Origin of the sequence: Leptothrix discophora, assembly GCF_030705305.1 — a bacterium.
GTDB classification, from domain to species: domain Bacteria; phylum Pseudomonadota; class Gammaproteobacteria; order Burkholderiales; family Burkholderiaceae_C; genus Sphaerotilus; species Sphaerotilus discophorus.
In genome coordinates this window covers 186,373-206,094 of record NZ_JAUZEE010000003.1, presented here as the reverse complement: position 1 = coordinate 206,094, position 19,722 = coordinate 186,373, and the positions used below count along the sequence as shown (strand labels likewise).

General features: G+C 68.3%; 20 protein-coding genes. 10 read left to right on the top strand and 10 right to left on the bottom strand.

The features are described 5' to 3' along the window. The first annotated feature begins 69 nt into the window (after positions 1–69). From Q8X39_RS07180 to Q8X39_RS07155, 5 genes are all read left to right on the top strand, one after another. On the top strand, positions 70–1,449 hold the full coding sequence (locus Q8X39_RS07180) for a CmpA/NrtA family ABC transporter substrate-binding protein (RefSeq protein WP_305748972.1): 1,380 nt from the start codon (positions 70–72) through the stop codon (positions 1,447–1,449). Position 1,450: 1 nt separating this feature from the next. Further along, a complete protein-coding gene (gene ntrB, locus Q8X39_RS07175; RefSeq protein WP_305748971.1) occupies positions 1,451–2,326 on the top strand; it encodes a nitrate ABC transporter permease in 876 nt (291 codons plus the stop codon). Beyond that, positions 2,316–3,209: an ABC transporter ATP-binding protein gene (locus Q8X39_RS07170; RefSeq protein ID WP_305748970.1), complete on the top strand. Its 894-nt coding sequence runs from the start codon at positions 2,316–2,318 to the stop codon at positions 3,207–3,209. Before ntrB ends, Q8X39_RS07170 begins: the two co-directional genes overlap by 11 nt. Continuing rightward, on the top strand, positions 3,206–3,649 hold the full coding sequence (gene cynS, locus Q8X39_RS07165) for a cyanase (protein WP_305748969.1): 444 nt from the start codon (positions 3,206–3,208) through the stop codon (positions 3,647–3,649). The genes Q8X39_RS07170 and cynS overlap by 4 nt, the downstream gene beginning before the upstream one ends. Before the next feature lie 999 nt (positions 3,650–4,648). Further along, complete coding sequence (locus Q8X39_RS07155; protein ID WP_305748968.1) at positions 4,649–5,563, top strand: cytochrome-c peroxidase; 915 nt, start codon at positions 4,649–4,651, stop codon at positions 5,561–5,563. Positions 5,564–6,005: 442 nt separating this feature from the next. On the opposite strand, the gene Q8X39_RS07150 is transcribed toward Q8X39_RS07155, so the two are convergent. From Q8X39_RS07150 to Q8X39_RS07115, 8 genes are all read right to left on the bottom strand, one after another. Then, complete coding sequence (locus Q8X39_RS07150; protein ID WP_305748967.1) at positions 6,006–6,233, bottom strand: TIGR02450 family Trp-rich protein; 228 nt, start codon at positions 6,231–6,233, stop codon at positions 6,006–6,008. Positions 6,234–6,554: 321 nt separating this feature from the next. Continuing rightward, entirely contained in the window at positions 6,555–7,640 is a 1,086-nt protein-coding gene (locus tag Q8X39_RS07145; protein WP_305749287.1) for an MBL fold metallo-hydrolase, read from the bottom strand. Positions 7,641–7,657: 17 nt separating this feature from the next. Then, complete coding sequence (locus Q8X39_RS07140; RefSeq protein ID WP_305748966.1) at positions 7,658–8,083, bottom strand: DUF6691 family protein; 426 nt, start codon at positions 8,081–8,083, stop codon at positions 7,658–7,660. Between the two features lie 36 nt (positions 8,084–8,119). Beyond that, on the bottom strand, positions 8,120–8,563 hold the full coding sequence (locus Q8X39_RS07135) for a YeeE/YedE family protein (protein WP_305748965.1): 444 nt from the start codon (positions 8,561–8,563) through the stop codon (positions 8,120–8,122). A 43-nt stretch (positions 8,564–8,606) separates the two neighbouring features. After that, a complete protein-coding gene (locus Q8X39_RS07130; RefSeq protein WP_305748964.1) occupies positions 8,607–8,753 on the bottom strand; it encodes a hypothetical protein in 147 nt (48 codons plus the stop codon). A 103-nt stretch (positions 8,754–8,856) separates the two neighbouring features. Continuing rightward, complete coding sequence (locus Q8X39_RS07125) at positions 8,857–9,000, bottom strand: hypothetical protein (RefSeq protein WP_305748963.1); 144 nt, start codon at positions 8,998–9,000, stop codon at positions 8,857–8,859. Beyond that, on the bottom strand, positions 8,997–9,617 hold the full coding sequence (locus tag Q8X39_RS07120; RefSeq protein WP_305748962.1) for a class I SAM-dependent methyltransferase: 621 nt from the start codon (positions 9,615–9,617) through the stop codon (positions 8,997–8,999). Before Q8X39_RS07120 ends, Q8X39_RS07125 begins: the two co-directional genes overlap by 4 nt. 71 nt (positions 9,618–9,688) lie before the next feature. Then, positions 9,689–10,258, bottom strand: coding sequence for a GlcG/HbpS family heme-binding protein (locus Q8X39_RS07115; RefSeq protein ID WP_305748961.1), 570 nt, complete (start codon positions 10,256–10,258; stop codon positions 9,689–9,691). 93 nt (positions 10,259–10,351) lie between these two features. Between Q8X39_RS07115 and Q8X39_RS07110 the strand changes: the two genes are divergently transcribed. Beyond that, positions 10,352–11,080, top strand: a complete 729-nt coding sequence (locus Q8X39_RS07110; protein ID WP_305748960.1) for a Crp/Fnr family transcriptional regulator — start codon at positions 10,352–10,354, stop codon at positions 11,078–11,080. A gap of 42 nt (positions 11,081–11,122) precedes the next feature. Here the strand turns inward: Q8X39_RS07110 and Q8X39_RS07105 are convergent, their stop codons facing one another. Then, positions 11,123–12,583, bottom strand: coding sequence for a sigma-54 interaction domain-containing protein (locus tag Q8X39_RS07105; protein ID WP_305748959.1), 1,461 nt, complete (start codon positions 12,581–12,583; stop codon positions 11,123–11,125). A 275-nt stretch (positions 12,584–12,858) separates the two neighbouring features. Between Q8X39_RS07105 and Q8X39_RS07100 the strand changes: the two genes are divergently transcribed. The 3 genes from Q8X39_RS07100 to Q8X39_RS07090 all read left to right on the top strand — a co-directional run bounded on the left by Q8X39_RS07100 (position 12,859) and on the right by Q8X39_RS07090 (position 17,271). After that, the gene (locus Q8X39_RS07100; RefSeq protein ID WP_305748958.1) at positions 12,859–13,761 is read left to right on the top strand and encodes an MBL fold metallo-hydrolase; all 903 of its coding nucleotides are present in this window, start codon (positions 12,859–12,861) and stop codon (positions 13,759–13,761) included. Positions 13,762–13,831: 70 nt separating this feature from the next. Next, positions 13,832–15,499: a bifunctional protein tyrosine phosphatase family protein/NAD(P)/FAD-dependent oxidoreductase gene (locus tag Q8X39_RS07095; protein ID WP_305748957.1), complete on the top strand. Its 1,668-nt coding sequence runs from the start codon at positions 13,832–13,834 to the stop codon at positions 15,497–15,499. Next, positions 15,499–17,271: a SulP family inorganic anion transporter gene (locus Q8X39_RS07090; RefSeq protein WP_305748956.1), complete on the top strand. Its 1,773-nt coding sequence runs from the start codon at positions 15,499–15,501 to the stop codon at positions 17,269–17,271. Before Q8X39_RS07095 ends, Q8X39_RS07090 begins: the two co-directional genes overlap by 1 nt. Positions 17,272–17,441: 170 nt before the next feature. Here the strand turns inward: Q8X39_RS07090 and Q8X39_RS07085 are convergent, their stop codons facing one another. Then, positions 17,442–18,413, bottom strand: coding sequence for a GlxA family transcriptional regulator (locus Q8X39_RS07085; protein ID WP_305748955.1), 972 nt, complete (start codon positions 18,411–18,413; stop codon positions 17,442–17,444). A gap of 196 nt (positions 18,414–18,609) precedes the next feature. On the opposite strand from Q8X39_RS07085, the gene Q8X39_RS07080 reads away from it, so the two are divergent. Continuing rightward, positions 18,610–19,512, top strand: a complete 903-nt coding sequence (locus Q8X39_RS07080; RefSeq protein ID WP_369538097.1) for a dienelactone hydrolase family protein — start codon at positions 18,610–18,612, stop codon at positions 19,510–19,512. Positions 19,513–19,722: the final 210 nt, after the last annotated feature.

Here is a 19,722-nt window from a genome sequence, read left to right as displayed (position 1 = left end):
CAAACGGCCTGACCCGACCAGACTGCCGGCTCACGCAGCCCTCTGGAACCCTTCGCAAGAAAGCCCGACATGAGCGACTACTTCGACCCCTTCGATGCCGATCGCCCGCTGCGCATGGCCTGCAGCTGCGGCCGACACGCGTCCGATGCCGAACATGCCACGGCCATCCTGCGCGAGCGCAGCGAGAGCACCGACTTCGAGGCGTATTCCAACGAGTTCGTGCAGGCCTCGCTGATGAAGGCGCTTTTCCCGCAGGACGCGCTGCGCCGCAACTTCCTGCGCGCGGTCGGGCGCAGCACCGCGATGGCCGCGATCGGCAGCGTGCTGCCGATGGCCAGCCTGCAGGCCATGGCGCAGGAGAAGGGGGCGCTGGAGAAGAAGGACCTGAAGATCGGATTCATCCCCATCACCTGCGCGACGCCGCTGATCATGGCGCACCCGCTGGGCTTCTACCGCAACCAGGGCCTGAACGTCGAGGTCGTCAAGACCGCCGGATGGGCGCTGATCCGCGACAAGATGCTCAACAAGGAATACGACGCCACCCACTTCCTGAGCCCGATGCCGCTGGCCATCAGCATGGGGGCCGGCAGCAACGCGGTGCCCATGAACGTGGCCACGATCCAGAACACCAATGGCCAGGCGATCACGCTGCACGTCAAGCACAAGGACAAGCGCGACCCGAAGGACTGGAAGGGCTTCAAGTTCGCTGTGCCCTTCGAGTACAGCATGCACAACTTCCTGCTGCGCTACTACGTGGCCGAGCATGGACTGAACCCCGACACCGACATCCAGATCCGCGTCGTGCCGCCGCCGGAGATGGTGGCGAACCTGCGCGCGGGCAACATCGATGGCTACCTCGGTCCCGACCCGTTCAACCAGCGCGCGGTCTTCGAGGAGGTCGGCTTCCTGCACCTGCTGACCAAGGACCTCTGGAACGGGCACCCCTGCTGCGCCTTCGGCACCAGCACCGAGTTCATCCAGAAGAACCCCAACACCTTCGCCGCGCTCTACCGCGCCGTGCTGACCGCCGCGGCGATGGCGCGCAAGGCCGAGAACCGCGAACTCATCGCCAAGGTCATCTCGCCGGCGGCCTACCTGAACCAGCCGGAGACCGTGGTGTCGCAGGTCCTCACCGGCAAGTTCGCCGACGGCCTGGGCAACGTGAAGATCGTGCCCGACCGCGCCGACTTCGACCCCATTCCCTGGCAGAGCATGGCCGTGTGGATCCTCACGCAGATGAAGCGCTGGGGCTATGTGAAGGGCTCGGTCAACTACCGGCAGCTCGCCGAGCAGGTCTTCCTGCTGACCGACGCGAAGAAGACCATGCGCTCGCTCGGCATGACACCGCCCGAGGGTGCGTACCCGCAGTTCACGGTCATGGGCAAGGTCTTCGACCCTGCCAAGCCTAAGGACTACGTCAACAGCTTCGCCATCAGCAAGGTGTCCTGACATGACGGCGTTGCGGACCCAGGGCGCGCGGGCCGCGCTGCTGTCGCTGCTTCTGCTGGCCCTGGTGCTGGGCATCTGGCACCTGGCCACCCGCGGCGGGCCGGCGGCCGGCGTCGTCGCGCTCACGCCCGAACAGATCGAGTACGCCAAGCTGATGGGCAAGGACCCGTCGGGCGGCGGCGGTGCGGCTCAGAAGTCGGGCTTCCCGACGCTGGCGCAGATGGCCACGGCCATCGCCACCCAGCTGGCCAGCCCCTTCCACGACAACGGCCCCAACGACAAGGGCATCGGCCTGCAACTGGGCCACTCGCTCGGGCGCGTGGCACTGGGCTTCCTGAGCGCGGCCGTGGTGGCGATCCCGCTCGGTTTCCTGATCGGCATGAGCCCCCTGGTCTACCGAGCGCTCGACCCCTTCATCCAGGTGCTCAAGCCCATCTCGCCGCTGGCGTGGATGCCGCTGGCGCTCTACACGATCAAGGACAGCAGCCTCTCCGGCATCTTCGTGATCTTCATCTGCTCGGTCTGGCCGATGCTGATCAACACCGCCTTCGGCGTCGCAGGCGTGCGCCGCGACTGGCTCAACGTGGCCCGCACGCTGGAGGTCACGCCGCTGCGCAAGGCTTTCGAGGTCATCCTCCCGGCCGCCGCGCCCACCATCCTGACGGGCATGCGCATCAGCATGAGCATCGCCTGGCTGGTGATCGTGGCCGCCGAGATGCTGGTGGGCGGCACCGGCATCGGCTACTTCGTCTGGAACGAGTGGAACAACTTGAGCCTGCCCAACGTCATCTTCGCGATCCTGGTCATCGGCATCGTCGGCATGGTGCTCGACCTGATGTTCTCGCGGCTGCAGAAGTGGGTGACCTATGTCGACTGACGGTCGCCCCTTCCTCACCGTCGAAGGCCTGGCCAAGCGCTACCCAGGTGCGGCCGAGCCGGTCTTCGACGGCGTCAACTTTGGCATCGAGCGTGGCGAGTTCGTGTGCATCGTCGGCCACAGCGGCTGCGGCAAGACCACCATCCTGAACGTGCTGGCCGGACTCGAACAGGCCAGCGAGGGCTATGTCTTCATGGACGGCCGTGAGGTGGCCGGCCCCAGCCTGGAGCGTGGCGTGGTCTTCCAGGGACATGCGCTGATGCCCTGGCTCAGCGTGCGCCGCAACATCGCCTTCGCGGTGCGCAGCAAGTGGCCCGACTGGCGCGCTGCCGAGGTCGACGCACAGGTCGAACGCTTCGTGGCGATGGTGGGCCTGAGCGGCGCCATCGACAAGAGGCCGCACCAGCTGTCCGGCGGCATGAAGCAGCGCGTGGGCATCGCGCGCGCCTTCGCCATCCAGCCCAAGATGCTGCTGCTTGATGAGCCTTTCGGCGCGCTCGACGCGCTGACGCGGGGCACGATCCAGGACGAGCTGCTGAAGATCTGCGCCGAGACGAAGCAGACCGTCTTCATGATCACGCACGACGTCGACGAGGCCATCCTGCTGGCCGACCGCATCCTGCTCATGAGCAATGGCCCGCAAGCGCGCGTGGCCGAGATCGTGAATAACACGATGCCGCGCCATGTCGACGGAGGTCGGCAGCGCGCCACGCTGCACAAGGACCCGCAGCACTACCGCATCCGCAATCACCTGGTCGACTTCCTGGTGGAGCGGTCCAAGGACCTGTCGCACGGCCGCGCGCCGGCCGTGCCCCCCGAGGTCAGCCCCGGCCTGCCGGAGCCCGAATCCATTCAACCCGCCCCCTTGAGGAGAATCGCATGAGCCGCATGGACGTCACCGAGAAGATCGTCGCCACCAAGGTCGCCAAGGGCCTGAAGTGGGCCGATGTCGCCGCACAGATCGGCCTGAGCAAGGAGTGGGTCACCGCAGGCTGCCTGGGCCAGATGCAGTTCGACGACGGCCAGGCCGCCACGCTGGCGAAGATCTTTGACCTGACCGAGGCCGAGACGCAGTGGCTCAAGGTCGTGCCCTACAAGGGCAGTCTGCCGACCCAGGTGCCCACCGACCCGCTGATCTACCGCTTCTACGAACTGGTCAGCGTCTACGGCACGACCTTCAAGGAACTGATCCACGAGGAGTTCGGCGACGGCATCATGAGCGCCATCGACTTCAAGATGGACCTGCAGCGCGAGGCCAACCCCAACGGCGATCGCGTGTCCATCGTGATGAGCGGCAAGTTCCTGCCCTACAAGACCTACTGACGCCCGCACGCTCCGCCAATCTGCCACGGGACGTGCCACGGGACGTCCCCCGACGTTCCGTCCCGCCGAACCCCGGAGCCCTGGTTCGCTGACGCGACCGGGGCTTCCTGTTCATTGGGGGCTCAGCGCTGGCTGGACCATGGCGAACGCAAGAGGGCGCTGCAAGACCTCACGGCCCGCGCCATCCTGATGCAGCACAAGACGCAGCGGCCCGCCCCGTTCGAGATCAGCCCGACAACGAGAGCCGCCGTCCGGGCGTGGATCGAGCTGGACGGATTCAAGGCCGACGGCGACCTGTACCCGAGTCGGATCCGGAAGTCGCTGCATCTTGGCACTCGACAGGACGCGCGGATCCTCGGTGGCCGGGTCCACGCTCTTGGCTTGGACCCGGCCGGCGCACCAATAACCTGCGGACGGTGCAACGGCTGGGTGGTCACTCCAAGTTGGCGTCAACCGTGTGCTGCCTGGGCATCGATGTCGAGGACGCTCTCGACATCTTGGCGCAGGCGGAGACCTGAATTCGCCTCGACCGTGCGCCGCGCGCTTCTCCACGTGGCGCCGCTGTCGGTCGTGAACGGCAGCTTCCTGGCGGAGCGCCGAGCTGACGGAGCTGGCCATGCGCCGACGGTCGCGACAGGCAGCTCGCTGGCATCCCGAAGCAATCGCAGACCTATCACCCGAATGAGGCTCTGCAGAGGTAGGCGGCCACAGGCAGGCGGCACGTAGAGCAATCGAGGCTCGACGCGCGGCTTGAGACTGTCCGAGGTCAGCACCTCGGGACCCTCGCCTGTAGGCCCTGCGGCTACGGCCTAGGGTTAGCGCGGTGTCGGGATAGTGCGCTTGACACGCCCTGCTGGCTGGTGGGGCAATCAAACCACGCCGGGGCAGTTCTCCGTGCACCTTTTGCCGGAGTGATGCATGCGCGGTCGTCTATCTTTCCTAGTTCTGTGGGCTGCAAGCTTGGTGGCGTGCGTCAGTCCACCCACCGAAAAGCCGGTCGTGGGCCGCATTTCGGCGTTGCCTGCCATCCAGCATCCGGCCGATAACCCCACGTCGCCGGCCAAGGTGGCGCTCGGCGCGCAACTCTTCATGGACAAGCGGCTCTCGGGCAGCGGCAACACCAACTGCCAGAGCTGCCATTACCGCCAGCTGGGCTGGACCGACGCCAATGTGCTTTCCAAGCGCGACAACGGCGACCTCAATACGCGCCACACGCCGTCGCTGTACAACGTGGGCCACCAAAGCATCTGGTATTGGGACGGCCGCGCAGCCTCCATGGAAGCGCAGACGCTTGCCGCCTGGCGCAACCAGATGAGTGTCGACCCGGCAGTCGCCGCGGCACGCATCAACGCCGTACCGGCCTACGCCAGCCAGTTCCAGGCCGTGTATGGCGCCCCGGCCAGCCCGGACACGATCGTCAAGTCGCTGACCGCCTACCTGCGCACCAAGAACAGCGAGAACGCACCCTGGGACCGTTACGAAATGGGAGATGTGAACGCCGTGTCGCAAGAAGCAGTCGAGGGTTGGGCACTTTTTTCGGGCAAGGGCGGCTGCACTGCCTGCCACGCGCCGCCCTTCTATGGCAACAGCACCTTCTTCAACATCGGCCTGGAACACGGCAAGGCCAAGCCCGATGTGGGTCGCTTCAATGTGACCAAGAACGAGGCCGACCGCGGCGCCTTCAAGACGCCTTCTCTGCGTTCGGTGGCGCTGGGCGCGCCGTATTTCCACGATGGCCAGACTGCCACGCTGAAGGAGGCTGTGCGCTACATGGCCAGCGGCGGCAAGCCCGACCCCAACCGCAGCCCGTTGCTGCAGCCGCGCAACCTGAGCGAAGCCGAGATTGACAAGATCGTGGCCTTCCTGACCAGCCTGACCAGCACCGAGCCTTGGGTCGCCGCAGAGGTGCCTTGATCCGCGCGGTGACGGCCCTTGGCGCTACCGGTGCTTGCGGCCTTCGCTGCCGGCTCTCACTTCAACGACCCGATCAGTCCTGGCGTCATTCAGCAGCCATGGAATTCGTCCGGCTGCGTCCACAACCGCCCCACTTTGCCGTCAGACCTCGCGAAACACGCACTCGACGCCTTCCTGCGCCCGCCGGGGTTTCCAGCGAATGGCTTGTACTTACGGCCCCTCGGGTCTTGACCTTGGAGGGTCTCAAGCCGCGCGCTGCGACTCAATCGTCCCGTGTTCCGCCTGGCTGTGTGTGCCGACAGCGACGGAACGACCTTCGAGGGCTTCGGTGCCTCTGCGACCGGCCGCTTCGTGGCGGCGAGTTCCGGGCCGCGGATGTCCGATCAGGGTCGAGAGCGCCACTCCAATGGTCGAGAAAGCAGCCGCCCGGGGCGTCGTCACGTCATACCCAGCCTTGACGCCAGAGGCTCGTGTCGGTCAGCTCGCGCCAGTGCAGCAGATACACCTGCTTGGAGTGCACGGCTTCCAGTTCGACTTGCTCGACACGCATCGATGGCGGCACGGGCTCGATGACCCGCGTGACCACGAAGTGCTTCTCGCGATTCCGCGGGTTCACCGCCGTCCACTTCGTCAGCAGGAGCTTCTTCGGGCTCAGCGGGTTCTTGTTCACGCGGGGATCGGGAGCTGACGTTGGCCCCTGGGGTTCAGAGCTTGTTTTCATGGAGCCTCATGGTGCGGCACAGGCCAACCGATCGGCTGCTCTGCGCCAGACGGCCGGCCTTCATGCAACGCATCTTCGCGTCGGCCAACGACTGCGTGAGGCCGGTCAGCGGGAGTTTGCCCTGGGTGCCCGACCGTCCTAGAAAGGTAAGGCTTGAACGCTGCAATCCGGCCGCCCCGGCATTCACATCGAACCGTGTCGCCCCGACCCTCTGAAGAGGCGCCAGCACGGGAACTTGTCCACCGTGGGCGGCAGGTCCAGTGGCTGCTCTCAGGTGTCGCCACCGACCACCGGCAGGCCTTCGGCGCGCCAGCGCAGCAGGCCACCGCCGAGGTTGGCCACCTGGGGGAAGCCGGCCTTGGCCAGCAGCACGCTGGCCTGGGCCGAACGGGTGCCAGAGCGGCACACGGTGACGACCGGGCGGTCCTTCTCGAGCTCGCCCAGGCGCGTCGCGAGTTCCGACAGCGGCAGCAGCCGCGCGCCATCGATGTGACCGAGGGCATCGTGGAACTCCGCCGCCTCGCGCACGTCCAGGAGCTGGATCGGGTCGGATGACGTGGTGGCGAGCTGTTCCTGCAGCGCCAGTGGCGCGATCTCCCAGATGCCGCCGAAGCTGCAGGTCACCGGTGCCCAGTCCGGATCGGCGGGCATGCCTTCCCCGTGGGCGGGGCGGCCGCACTGCAGGTTGGCCGGCACGGCGATGTCCATCAGCTTGGGGTGCGGCAGGCCCAGGTGGTTCATGTAGCCGGTGAAGTCGCCGACGTTCGCGTCACCGCCCAGGCGCGGGTTGTGGCGACGTTCCTCGGCCACGCTGGTGACGGTCAGGCCGCGGTAGTCGTGGCCGGGGTAGAGCAGGCAGGTCGGCGGCAGCGACAGGATCCTTTCCCGCACCGACCGGAACAGCGTGGCCGGGCTGCCTTGCTGGAAATCGGTTCGACCGCAGCCCCGTATCAGCAGCGCGTCGCCCGTGAAGGCCATCGACTGGTCGTCCAGCACGTAGCTCAGGCAGCCGGCCGTGTGACCCGGCGTGGCGCGCACCTCGACGTGGCGAGGACCGAAGCTCACGCGATCGCCATCGCGCAGCAGCAGGTCGGCGTGTGCCGCACCGCTCGCCTCGGACACGGCGATCCGGCTGCCCAGCCGCTGCTGCAGCAACCAGGCACCGGTGACATGGTCGGCATGGACATGCGTGTCCAGCGTGGCCACCAGGCGCAGGCCCAGTTCACGCAGCAGGGCCGTGTCACGGCGCAGGTGTTCGAACACCGGGTCGATCAACAGCGCCTCGCCGCTGTCCGGGTCGGCGAGCAGGTAGGTGTAGGTCGACGAAGCGGCGTCGAACAGTTGCCGGAAGATCAGCATGGAGAGGTCCCGGTTCAGGGTCGGGTCAGCCAGCCCGAGAGGTAGCGGTCGTGCAGGGCCATGCCCGCCAGCATCGCCACGACGAAGAGGCCGGCCTCGCGCAGTCCGCTGCCGAGCGCGACCAGGGCCGGACCGGGACAGAAGCCGCCGATGCCCCAGCCGATGCCGAACAGCACGCCCCCCAGCAGCAGGCGGCGGTCGATCACGGTGTTGGTCGGGATCTCGAACAGATCGCCGCTCCAGGAGGTGCGGCGATGGCGCGCTGCGGCAAAGGCGAACACGCCGATCAGGATCGCGCCGCCCATCACGAAGGCGAGGCTGGGGTCCCAGGGGCCGATCAGGTCGAGGAAGCCCTTGACCTTGGCGGGATCGGTCATGCCGCCGGCGATCAGGCCAAGGCCGAAGACCAGGCCGCTGAGGAGGGCGAAGAAGGCGCTCATGGTGGGTCGATCAAGTGGTTGTCACGTGTCGGGCGTTCACGCCAGGTGACGCATCAGTGCGACGGTGACGAAGCCCGCGCCCATGAACGCCAGCACGTTGGCCAGCGAGCGCAGGGAAAAGCGGCTCAGCCCGCACACGCCATGGCCGCTGGTGCAGCCGTTGCCCATGCGCACGCCCAGGCCGACCAACAGGCCCGCGGCGATCAGGCCGAACGGGCCGACGTCGAGCGTGACCGTCGGCAGCGGAGCGGCCAGGCGCCAGACCCACGGGGCGACCAGCAGGCCCGCGATGAACAGCAGGCGGGTGCGCTCGGGGGCCATCGCACGGCCGGCCATCAGCGCACGCAAGGGGCTGGCGACGATTCCGGCGATGCCGGCCACGCGGCCGTTGCCCAGCAGGAACAGCGCCGAGGCCAGGCCGATCAGCAGGCCGCCGGCCAGCGAGCTCCAAGGGGTGAAGGTGTTCCAGGCGATGGTCATGATTCAGCGGTTCGGCAAGTCCGGGGTGAAGATGAGGGTGTCGTCAGCGATTTGACAGCGGGACCAGCCGATCTGCGCGGGCGATCGCTTGACGGCGGTCAAGCTCGATCGCGACCTGCGTGGCCAGCTTGCCGAAACGCTCTGCGGCCGTCGTGAAGACGCGATCGCGGGTGCGGCGGCCTGCATCCATGCGGTGCTCCTGATGGTCCGGGACATCGGTACGCCAGTCTATTCGGATGCAATGATATGTTCAGGCCAGCGCAAGCGCGTTGGTAGGTCCATCTCGCAGCGCATCAGCTGGCGCAGGCGATCGTGTCGCCGGGCGCCGACTGCCTCGACAGCATCCCCGACAGCTCCGCCACATCGGGCCATGCCTCGGCCCTGCGGTCGCCGTGCGGGTCGATCACCTGCCCGATGGACACGGCCATCCAGGTCATGCGTGGGCCGTCCGGCAGAAGCAATAGACGAACTTCTGCACGGTGCCGAATGGCGTGTGATGAACATCTTCTTCGTGGCTCAGCAGCGTGAACGGCGCACCGAACTCGGCGTGCAGCGCATCCGGGCTGTAGCGCACCACGGGCAGGCCACTGCACTGGCTCGGGCCGTCTTCGGCGAAGGACGCGACGATCACATGTCCGCCAGGCTTGACCGCCTGCCTCACCTGCCGCACGTACGCCTGCCGGTCCGTTTCGGTGGTCAGGAAATGGAACACCGCGCGGTCATGCCAGAGGTCGTACACCTGCCGTGGAAGTTCGACCTGGGTGATGTCGGCTTCGATCCAGCGCACCAACGATGCGCGCGCCCCCAGGCGCTTCCCCGCGGCCGCCAATGCCGAAGCGGACAGGTCCAGCACGCTCAGGTCCTGGTAGCCCGCCTCCAGCAAGTCGTCGACCAGTGTCGAGGCCCCGCCACCGACATCGATCAACGCTCCCGACCGTGGCATGGCGCTGGCACCGATCAGGCGCAGCGATGTGTCGGCGTGCGGCTGGAACCAGCTGACCGCCTCGGCGGCCTTGTGGGTGTAGACACGTTCCCAGTGATCCTTGTTGGTCATCTTGGCACTCCGTTGAGGCTGGGCCGATTCGGCAGGGGCGGGTGTGGGTGGGGTGCGACCTGCAGTCGAAATCAGAACTCGAGGGCGTCGGCGATGGCCTGGATGCCAGCGATCGCGCATGCGTCGTCGGCCTCACCGCCCGGAGCGCCAGAGACGCCGATCCCGCCCAGCAGACTGCCGCCGCCTTCGATGACCTGACCGCCGCCGATGGCCAGCACCTTCGGGACGGCACGGATGCCGCTCATCGGCTTGCCGGCCTGGGTCTCGGTCGCGAGCGCGGCGCTGGGGATGCGGAAGCTCGCGGCTGTCCACGCCTTCTGTGCGGCAGCATCAACGGTGTGTGCGCCGGCGTAGCGGTCCCGCAGCAGCACCTGCAGCTGACCGCCGCGGTCCACGACCGCGACCGCGACCTGGTAGCCCGCCTTGCGACAGCTGGTCATCGCCGCTTGCGCGGCGCTCAGCGCGGTCTCAGGGGTCAGCAGCCGTACGGTGTGGGTGGCAGGAGGTGCTTCAGTTCCAGTCGCTGCAGCGGCGCGGGCGACCTGTGGCAGGACGGACAGCACGGTGAATCCGGCCAGCAGCAGGAGGACGACACGGCGGTGGTGGTGGTGGTGGCAGTGACGGTGGTGATGCATCTTCATCATTCGTTGGCCAGACCATGGTATCCAAGGGTGCGAATATAAGGCGGTAGCGATATAGTGTTCTTCATGAGAACCCTAGCCTTGGCCTCGCGCATGGCCGTGATGCCCATCGATCGAGCGGGCACGCGCCATCCCCAGGCCGAAGCCTGTGCGCGTTGTGCGGTGCGCAGCCAGTCGTTGTTCGGCGCCCTGGATGAAGCCGGCCTTGACCGCATCCATACGCGCATCGAAGGCCTGGACATGGCGCCGGACGAGACGCTCTACGCGCGGGGTGGCGACGGATCGGCGCTGTACACGATCCGGACGGGGGTGGTTCGCTTTGAACGCTCAACGGCACGCGGTGACCGGCGCATCGTTCGGCTGGCAGGCCGGGGCGACCTGATCGGGCTTGAGGCACTGCTGCAGCGTCCCCACGCCGACGATGCCATCGCCTGCACGCCGCTGCAGCTCTGCCGCATTCCGCGCGTCCTGCTCGATGAACTCGGTCAGGACGAAGCGGCGCTGACGCGTGCGCTGATGCAGCGCTGGCAGGACGCGCTCGACCAGTCCGAGGCCTGGGTCGCCGACCTCGCCACCGGCCCGGCACGTCGGCGCGTGCTGCGCCTGCTGCTCAGGCTCACCGAACTGACCGAGCCCGGTCAGCCGATCTGGTTGCCACGCCGTGAGGACATCGGGGCGATGCTCGACATGGCGATCGAGTCCGCCAGCCGATTCGTCAGCCAGTTGCGTCGCGAAGGCCTGTTGTCGATCACCGGCCCGCGCAGCGCCCGCGTCGACCGTGTCGCCTTGCTGCAGGCGATCGAGGCACAGGACCGCTCGTGAGCACGTGGCGCACGGTCGACCTGCACGTGGGGCTGCCCTGCGTCAGTCCAGCCCCAGCGCCTTGAGCCTTCGGTACAGCGTGCGTTCGCTCATTCCAAGATGCGCCGCAAGCTCACGTCGCGAGCCACCGAACGTCTGCAGCAGCGCGCGCAACTCGGCGGATTCGCGCTCGGCACGGCCCAGGCGCGTGGAAGCGGGCCGATCGGAGGTGGCGATGGCTGGCCCGCCGGCGGGGGCCGGGGACGTCGCTGGATGAACCGACAGGCGCCGTTCGCGGCCCAACGTGTCCGGCAGGTGATCGGCGCGCACGATGCCGTCATCGGCGTAGAGCCGGGCGCGTTCGAGCACGTTGCGCAGCTCGCGGATGTTGCCCGGCCAGTCGTGTGCCTGCAGCCGTTCGACCGCCGCTGCGTCCACCGACATCGGCTGGCGCAGCTGGCCACGCGCGGCGGCGGTGCCTCGGCGCAGGATCGAGTCGATCAGCACGGGGATGTCGTCACGCCGCTCGCGCAACGGCGGCAACGTGATCGGGAAGGCGCTGATGCGGTAGTACAGGTCCTGGCGGAAGCCGCCGTCCGTCACCATCTGCGCCAGGGGCTTGTGCGTGGCGGCGACGAGCCGGAAGTCCGCCTGCTGGGTCTCGACGCTGCCCACGCGCCGGAAGGTGCCCGTCTCGATCAGCCGCAGCAGCTTGACCTGCATCGGCAGGGGCACGTCGCCGATCTCGTCAAGGAACAAGGTGCCGCCGTCGGCCGTCTCGACCAGGCCCTTCTTGCGCATGGTCGCGCCGGTGAACGCGCCACGCTCGTAGCCGAACAGTTCGCTCTCGAACAGCGTGTCGGTCAGCCCCGAGCAGTCGACGACCACGAAGGGCCCGCCCGCGCGTGGGCTGGCCTCGTGGACCGCACGCGCGAACAGTTCCTTGCCGGTGCCGGACTCGCCGAGCAGCAACACCGGCAGCGACGATGCGCCGACACGCTGCACCGCTTCCAGCGCCGCGTTGAAGGCGGCCGAGCGCCCGACCAGGCCCTCGGCGCTGGGTCGTGCGGAGGCGCTGCGCACCGTCACCAGCCGCTCGACGTAGGCCACGACCTGGCGGTCGACATCGAGGATGGGGCGCAACTCGACGTCGACATGCTCCGGACCGCGTGGCGTGTGGTGGATGTGGAGCACGCGGTCCGGCGCCTTCATGTCGTGCGCCTTCTTCATCGGGCAATGCTCGCCGGCAAGATCGCAGGGCTGCTCGTAGTGGTGCGACACGCGGTAGCACTTCTGGCCGACGTCGGGCCTGCCGGCCGTGCCGAACTGGCGCTGGTAGGCGGTGTTGGCCGCGAGGATGTTGTAGGCCGGGTCCAGCACGATCATCGGCTGGGCCTCGTGGTCGAGGAAGGAGATCAGCGCCTGCACCTGCGGCGCGTCGCGGGGATCGGCGGGGCTTCCGGGGGGGCGTGCGGGGGGGTGTGCGGCTGTGTGTGCGGGGGGGCGTGCGGGCGGGGTGTCCATCGTCACACTCTACTGCCAATAACTGCCAGTGTGCTGCCAATCTGGCAGTGTCTTGGCGTGAATGTTGGCGGTGATCCGGTGGGGCGGTTCATGGCCGTTGTACCGGACCTGGCCGTTTTCCCCATTGAATCAGGCACTTGGCGCGTCGCCGCGCGTTGCTCGCCAGCTGGCACGTGTCTTGAGATAGGTCAGGTGCGAGCCTGCGCGTACGCGGCCGGCCCGGCGCACCCGAACCGAAAGCCCGAACCAGAAGCCCGAACCGAAAGCCCGAACCCATGTCCGATGCCACCCCCTCCGCCCTGCACGTCGAAGGCTTCTTCGACCCCGCCACCTGGACCGTCAGCTACATCGTGCTCGACACGACCACGCGCCAGTGCGCGCTGGTCGACAGCGTGCTGGACTACGACCCGAAGTCCGGCCGGACCCGGCACACCAGCGCCGACCGCCTGATCGCTCGCGTGCGTGAACTCGGTGCGACCGTCCAGTGGATTCTCGAGACCCACGTTCACGCCGATCACCTCTCGGCCGCGGCCTACCTGAAGCAGCAGCTCGGGGGCCGGCTCGGCATCGGCAGCCAGATCACGGCGGTGCAGAAGGTGTTCGGCACCTTGTTCAACGCAGGTGCCAGCTTCGCGCACGACGGTCGCCAGTTCGATCACCTGTTCGCCGACGACGAGGCCTTCCAGATCGGCAGCCTGAGCGCACGGGCGATGCACACGCCCGGCCACACCCCCGCCTGCATGACCTACGTGGTCAGCAGCGGTGCCGGCGCCCAGGCCAACATCGCGGCCTTCGTGGGCGACACGCTGTTCATGCCCGACTACGGCACCGCGCGCTGCGACTTCCCCGGTGGCGACGCGCGCACCCTGTACCGCTCGATCAACCGGGTGCTGAGCCTGCCGGCCCACACACGCCTCTACATGTGCCACGACTACCTGCCGGGTGGCCGCGAGGTGCAGTTCGTCAGCACCGTGGCCGACGAGCGCGAGCACAACATCCACGTCCGCAACGGCATCAGCGAAGACGCCTTCGTGGCGATGCGCCATGCACGCGATGCGACGCTGGACATGCCTGTGCTGATCCTGCCGTCGGTGCAGGTCAACATGCGTGCGGGCGAGCTGCCCGAGCCCGAGGCCAATGGCCAGCGCTACCTGAAGATCCCGTTGAACGCGGTCTGAGCACGAACGTTTCCCGGCCTGCGATGCCTTGCGCAGCCTGATCCCCCCTACAACACGACGAGACAAGACCATGGACATCCGCACCCTCAGCCCCGATCTCTCGGTGGTCGCCCAGATCGGCCGGGCCGACCTCGCGGCCATCGCCGCCGCCGGCTACCGTTCGGTGATCTGCAACCGCCCGGACGGCGAGGCCCCGGACCAGCCCGGCTATGCCGAGATCGAACAGGCTGCCAGCCAGGCCGGATTGCAGGCGCGCTACCTGCCGGCCGAATCCGGCAAGGTCTCGGACGAGCAGGGCCGCGCGTTTGGCCTGCTGATGGCCGAACTGCCCAAGCCGGTGCTGGCCTACTGCCGCACCGGCATGCGCTCGACCACGATGTGGGCGCTGGCGCAGGCCGCGAGCCTGCCGCTGCCGCAGATCATCGAGCGATCCGCCAAGGCAGGCTTCGACCTGAAGGGCGTGGTGCGGCGCATCGTCAACGGCGGCAAGACGCCCGTCGAGGTGGCGGACGCGACGCACGAGATCGTCATCATCGGTGGCGGGGCGGCCGGCATCGCGGTGGCGGCCAGCCTGCTGCAGCGCAGCCCCGGCCTGGACGTGGCGATCATCGATCCGGCCGACATCCACTACTACCAGCCCGGCTGGACGCTCGTGGGTGCCGGCGTCTTCGAGCCGGGGCAGACCGCCCGCACGATGGCCTCGGTGCTGCCGCGTGGCGTGACGTGGATCAAGTCGGCCGTCGCCGCATTCGAGCCGGAGCGCCACGCGGTGATCCTCGACGGCTGCCGTGTCGTCAAGTACAGCCAGCTGGTGGTCTGCCCCGGACTCAAGCTCGACTGGAACGGCATCGAGGGCCTGGCCGACACGCTCGGCCGCCACGGCGTGACCAGCAACTACCGCTACGACCTCGCGCCCTACACCTGGCACCTGGTCCAGCAGCTCAAGCGCGGCAAGGCGATCTTCAGCCAGCCGCCGATGCCGATCAAGTGCGCCGGTGCGCCGCAGAAGGCGATGTACCTGTCGGCCGATCACTGGCGCCGCAGTGGCGTGCTGGATGCCATCGACATCGAGTTCTGCAATGCAGGGGCGGTGCTGTTCGGCGTGGCCGACTACGTTCCCGCGCTGATGGCCTACGTCAAGGAATACGGCATTGCCCTGAACTTCGGCGAGACGCTGGTGTCGGTGGATGGTCCGGGCAAGACCGCCGTGTTCAGCAAGAACCTCGCCGACGGCACGCAGGCGCGGGTCACGCGCGGGTTCGACATGCTGCATGCGGTCCCGCCGCAGAAGGCGCCTGACTTCATCCGCGTCAGCCCGCTGGCCGACGCCGCAGGCTGGGTCGACATCGACCCCGGCACGATGCGCCACAAGACCTTCCCGAACGTGTTCGCCCTGGGCGATGTCGGCAACACCCCCAATGCCAAGACCGCTGCGGCCGCACGCAAGCAGGCGCCGGTCGTGGCGCACAACGTGCTGGCCACGCGGGGCGCGTTGCAGGGCGAGGTGAAGTACGACGGCTATGGCTCCTGTCCGCTGACGGTCGAGCGCGGCAAGATCGTGCTGGCCGAGTTCACCTACGGCGGCAAGGTGGCACCCAGCTTCCCGAAGTGGCTCATCGATGGCACCCGGCCGTCGACGCTGGCCTGGTGGCTCAAGGAACGCATCCTGCCGCCGCTCTACTGGGAGGGCATGCTCAAGGGTCGTGAGTGGCTGGCCCAGCCGGAGCAGGTGGGCTGATGGCTGCCGGGCCGACACCGACGGCACCGGTCGCCGCGTCGCGCTGGCAACGCTGGCTGCCGTCCGTGCCCTTGCTCGACTGGGGTCGGCGCTACGACCGTTCCACCTTCGGCAGCGACCTCGTGGCCGCACTGATCGTCACGGTCATGCTGATCCCCCAGAGCCTGGCCTACGCGCTGCTCGCGGGCCTGCCCGCCGAGGTCGGCCTCTATGCCAGCGTCGCACCGCTGCTGCTGTACGCGGTGCTGGGCAGCAGCCGGGTGCTGGCGGTCGGACCGGTGGCGGTGGTGTCGCTGATGACGGCGGCCGCGATCGGACAACTCGGCCAGCACGCGGCGCCCGGCACGCCGGCGTACTGGGCCAGCGCGATCACGCTCGCCTTCCTGTCCGGCGCGATGCTGCTGGCGATGGGGCTGATGCGCCTGGGCTTCCTGGCCAACTTCCTCAGCCATCCGGTGATCTCGGGCTTCATCTCCGCATCGGGTCTGCTGATCACGGCCAGCCAGATCAAGACGCTGATGGGCGTGAAGGCCGAGGGCCACAACCTGATCGACCTGCTCGGGGCCTTGATCCAGCAGCTGCCGAACACGAACACGCTGACGCTCGTGATCGGTGTCGCCGCCACCGCCTTCCTCTTCTGGGTGCGCAAGGGCCTCAAGCCGCTGCTGCTGCGCCTGGGCCTGTCCGCGCGCATCGCCGACGTCATCGCCAAGACCGGCCCGGTGGCGGCGATCGCGGTGACGACGCTGCTGGCCTGGGCACTCGACTGGCAAGGCCAGGGTGTCCGGCTGGTCGGCGCGATCCCGCAAGGCTTGCCGCCGCTGACCGCGCCCATCTGGGATCTGGCGCTGTGGCGCGAACTGGCGATGCCGGCGCTGCTGATCAGCGTGGTGGGTTTCGTCGAGTCGGTGTCGGTCGGCCAGACGCTGGCGGCCAAGCGCCGGCAGCGCATCGAGCCGGACCAGGAACTGGTCGCGCTGGGTGCCGCCAACCTGTCGGCCGCGTTCAGCGGTGGCTTCCCCGTCACCGGTGGCTTCGCACGCTCGGTGGTCAACTTCGATGCGGGCGCCCAGACGCCGGCGGCTGGCGTGTACACCGCGATCGGCATCACGCTGGCCTCGCTGATGCTGACCCCCGCCCTGTACTACCTGCCGCAGGCCACGCTGGCGGCGACGATCGTGGTGGCGGTGATGTCGCTGGTCGACCTCGACATCCTGCGTCGCACCTGGTCGTACTCGAAGGCAGATTTCGCCGCCGTGGCGGCCACGCTGCTGGCCACGCTCGGCGCGGGCGTCGAGAACGGCCTGGTGGTCGGCGTGGGCGTGTCGCTCGCGCTGCACCTGCTGCGCACCAGCCGGCCCCACATCGCCGAGGTCGGCCTGGTGGCGGGCACCGAGCACTTCCGCAACGTCCACCGCCATGCCGTGCGCACCCACGCCAGCCTGATCAGCCTGCGTGTGGACGAGAGCCTCTACTTCGCCAATGCGCGCACGCTGGAAGACCGCGTCAATGCCGCCGTGGCGGCGCAGCCCGAACTGCGCCACGTCGTGCTGCAGTGCTCGGCGATCAACGACATCGATGCCAGCGCGCTCGAAAGCCTCGAGACCATCGAGCAACGCCTGCGCGATGCCGGCGTGAGCCTGCACCTGTCGGAGGTCAAGGGCCCGGTGATGGACCGCCTGCAGGGCACCGACTTCCTGAAACACCTCGGCGGGCAGGTGTTCCTGACGCACTACCAGGCCATCGAGACCCTGACGCCCGACGTGCTGTGAGCGGCCGCGGCCAGCCGCTTCGCGTTCCTGGCCGCGCACGGCGACGTGCTGGCCGCCGATGGTCGAACCGTCCTGTCGGCGGGGATCGCGGCCTTCGGTCGACAGCGCTGCGGGTGAGCCTGGCGCCCCCGCCACGGGTGGCCTGAGCGGACGGCGCGCCGCGGAACCGCTCACGCCCCCGCGCGCAGCTCCCGCACGCCGCGTCCGAGCTTGCGTCGCAGCAGGGCGCGCAGGGTCACGCCGTCCGAATAGCCGATCTGTGCGGCGATCTGGTCGATGCTCCCGGTGCCGGTGCGCAGCAGGTGCACCGCACGCTCGACCCGCAGGTCCTGGAAATACGACAGCGGCGACTTGCCCAGCACGCCTTGCAGGCGTCGCGCCAGGGTGCGTTCGCTGGTGCCCGCCGCGACGGCCGCCTCGGCCAGCGAGAAGCCGCAGGCGCCGTGCGCGAGCCGCTGCCGGGCCCAGCCCTCGAAGCGTTCGACCACCGGGTCGGCGTGGGCGAGGTGGTCCGGGATCACGAACGCCGCTTGCGAGCCGCGGGCCTCGACCAGCAGGTAGCGCGCGGCTTGCGCGGCCAGCGTCGGGCTGCTGCTGCGCACGATCCCCAGCGCCAGATCGAGGTGGGCCAGGGCGGCACCGGCCGTGGTGAAGCCGGCCGAGGTCACGAGCATGCGGGCGTCGTCCAGCAGGACCTGCGGGTAGCGCTGCCGGAACATCGGCGCGAGCCACCAGGACGTCGTCGCGCGCTGACCGTCCAGCAAGGCGCTCTCCGCCAGGAGGAAGGTGCCGGTGCAGGCGGCGCCGATGACGGCGCCAGCGCCGGACCAGCGCCGCAACGCCGAAAGGGCGTCGGCCACGTCCGCACCGGCCAGGCGGGCTGCGAGCGTGTCGGGCATGTTCTCGCCGAGTGCCGGCACGAGCACGACGTCGGGTTGCGGCAGACCCTGCACCGGCAGCACCGGGACCACCAGCCCCTGCGCGGTCCGAACGCGGCGTCTGACGCCGACCAGGCTCACCTCGATGGGTGCCGGCTGCGGGTCCAGCGAACCCGCCAGCTGGCCGGCCGTGCTCAGCGTGCTGGTGAGGGCCGCCAGGCCCAGGTCGAAGACGCCGTCGAGGACGAGGATGTGCAGTCGCATGGCGGGAATGATATCAATGTTGTCTTTCTTGCCACTCGTTAAGGTGGCCGTCGCGACCTATGCTGCGCCCGCATCGACGCCGTCGCCATCGCCGTCGCCGTCGTCGATGCCAGGGCGACAGCTGGGACGACACGTCTTCCCAAGCCGACTGTCAACCTGCCTTTCAACCCGCTACACCACCACCCCAGGAACATTCATGAAACTGATGGACTACGGACGCCAGCCGATCGACTTCAACCAGCCTGCCGCGACGACGGCCCGGACCGACAGCGGCTTCTCGCGCCGCGGCTTCGTGATGACGTCGCTGGCCTCGGGCTTTGCCGTCGCGTCCAACCCCGTGCTGGCGCAGGCCATCACCACCGACACCAAGGGACTGGTCGCCGGGGAGGTCAGCGTCAAGGTGGCCGACGGCAAGATCCCGGCCTACCGGGCGATGCCGGCCGGCCCTGGCAAGTTTCCGGTGATGCTCGTGGTGCAGGAGATCTTCGGCGTGCACGAGCACATCAAGGACATGTGCCGCCGCTACGCCAAGATGGGTTACTACGCCATCGCGCCAGAGATGTTCGCCCGTCAGGGCGACGTGTCGACGATGACCGACATCCCCGCCATCCTGTCCCAGGTGGTGTCCAAGGTGCCCGATGCGCAGGTCTGCGCCGACCTCGACGCGACGCTGGCCCACGCCCGCGCCAGCGGTCACGCCGATGCGAAGCGTGTCGGCCTGGTCGGATATTGCTGGGGTGGCCGCACCGCCTGGGTCTACGCCCGCCACAACGGCAGCCTGAACGCGGCCGTGGCGTACTACGGCCTGCTCGAAGGCCTGAAGACGCCGGACCTGCGCCCGCAGGACCCGATCGATTTCGGCGGCGACATCCAGGTGCCGGTGCTGGGCCTGTATTCGGGCATCGACGCCTTCGTCAAGCAGGAGACCATCGCCAGGATGCGCGGCCTGCTCAACAAGGGCGGCAGCGGTTCGGAGATCGTGGTGTTCCCGAACGTCGACCACGGCTTCAATGCCGACTACCGGCCCAGCTACGACAAGGCCGCCGCTACCTACGCGCAGAAACTCGCCAGCGACTGGTTCAAGAAGCACCGCGTCTGAGTCTGAAACCGGCCCGCCCGGCCACGGCCGCTTCAGGCGACGCGGTCCGTGCGATGGAGCCTGCCGCGCGGGTGCGCCGGGATCGCGCGGCAGGTGTGGGGCAGGTGTGGGGCAGGGGGCCGTCGCGGCGCCGGTTTTTGCCTCATCCTGGCTTCAGGTATCTGAAGAAAATCTTCATTAGAGAATCTGATCCTGCATCGGTCGCTCGGT

Bases quoted from the DNA above. Each gene is read 5' to 3' on its own strand.
- ntrB (WP_305748971.1), top strand. From the start codon at position 1,451: ATGACGGCGTTGCGGACCCAGGGCGCGCGGGCCGCGCTGCTGTCGCTG.
- Q8X39_RS07090 (WP_305748956.1), top strand. From the start codon at position 15,499: ATGGCTGCCGGGCCGACACCGACGGCACCGGTCGCCGCGTCGCGCTGG.
- cynS (WP_305748969.1), top strand. From the start codon at position 3,206: ATGAGCCGCATGGACGTCACCGAGAAGATCGTCGCCACCAAGGTCGCC.
- Q8X39_RS07080 (WP_369538097.1), top strand. From the start codon at position 18,610: ATGAAACTGATGGACTACGGACGCCAGCCGATCGACTTCAACCAGCCT.
- Q8X39_RS07100 (WP_305748958.1), top strand. From the start codon at position 12,859: ATGTCCGATGCCACCCCCTCCGCCCTGCACGTCGAAGGCTTCTTCGAC.
- Q8X39_RS07105 (WP_305748959.1), bottom strand. From the start codon at position 12,583: ATGGACACCCCGCCCGCACGCCCCCCCGCACACACAGCCGCACACCCC.
- Q8X39_RS07110 (WP_305748960.1), top strand. From the start codon at position 10,352: ATGGCCGTGATGCCCATCGATCGAGCGGGCACGCGCCATCCCCAGGCC.
- Q8X39_RS07140 (WP_305748966.1), bottom strand. From the start codon at position 8,083: ATGAGCGCCTTCTTCGCCCTCCTCAGCGGCCTGGTCTTCGGCCTTGGC.
- Q8X39_RS07180 (WP_305748972.1), top strand. From the start codon at position 70: ATGAGCGACTACTTCGACCCCTTCGATGCCGATCGCCCGCTGCGCATG.
- Q8X39_RS07135 (WP_305748965.1), bottom strand. From the start codon at position 8,563: ATGACCATCGCCTGGAACACCTTCACCCCTTGGAGCTCGCTGGCCGGC.
- Q8X39_RS07120 (WP_305748962.1), bottom strand. From the start codon at position 9,617: ATGACCAACAAGGATCACTGGGAACGTGTCTACACCCACAAGGCCGCC.
- Q8X39_RS07095 (WP_305748957.1), top strand. From the start codon at position 13,832: ATGGACATCCGCACCCTCAGCCCCGATCTCTCGGTGGTCGCCCAGATC.
- Q8X39_RS07125 (WP_305748963.1), bottom strand. From the start codon at position 9,000: ATGACCTGGATGGCCGTGTCCATCGGGCAGGTGATCGACCCGCACGGC.
- Q8X39_RS07170 (WP_305748970.1), top strand. From the start codon at position 2,316: ATGTCGACTGACGGTCGCCCCTTCCTCACCGTCGAAGGCCTGGCCAAG.
- Q8X39_RS07130 (WP_305748964.1), bottom strand. From the start codon at position 8,753: ATGGATGCAGGCCGCCGCACCCGCGATCGCGTCTTCACGACGGCCGCA.
- Q8X39_RS07115 (WP_305748961.1), bottom strand. From the start codon at position 10,258: ATGAAGATGCATCACCACCGTCACTGCCACCACCACCACCACCGCCGT.
- Q8X39_RS07085 (WP_305748955.1), bottom strand. From the start codon at position 18,413: ATGCGACTGCACATCCTCGTCCTCGACGGCGTCTTCGACCTGGGCCTG.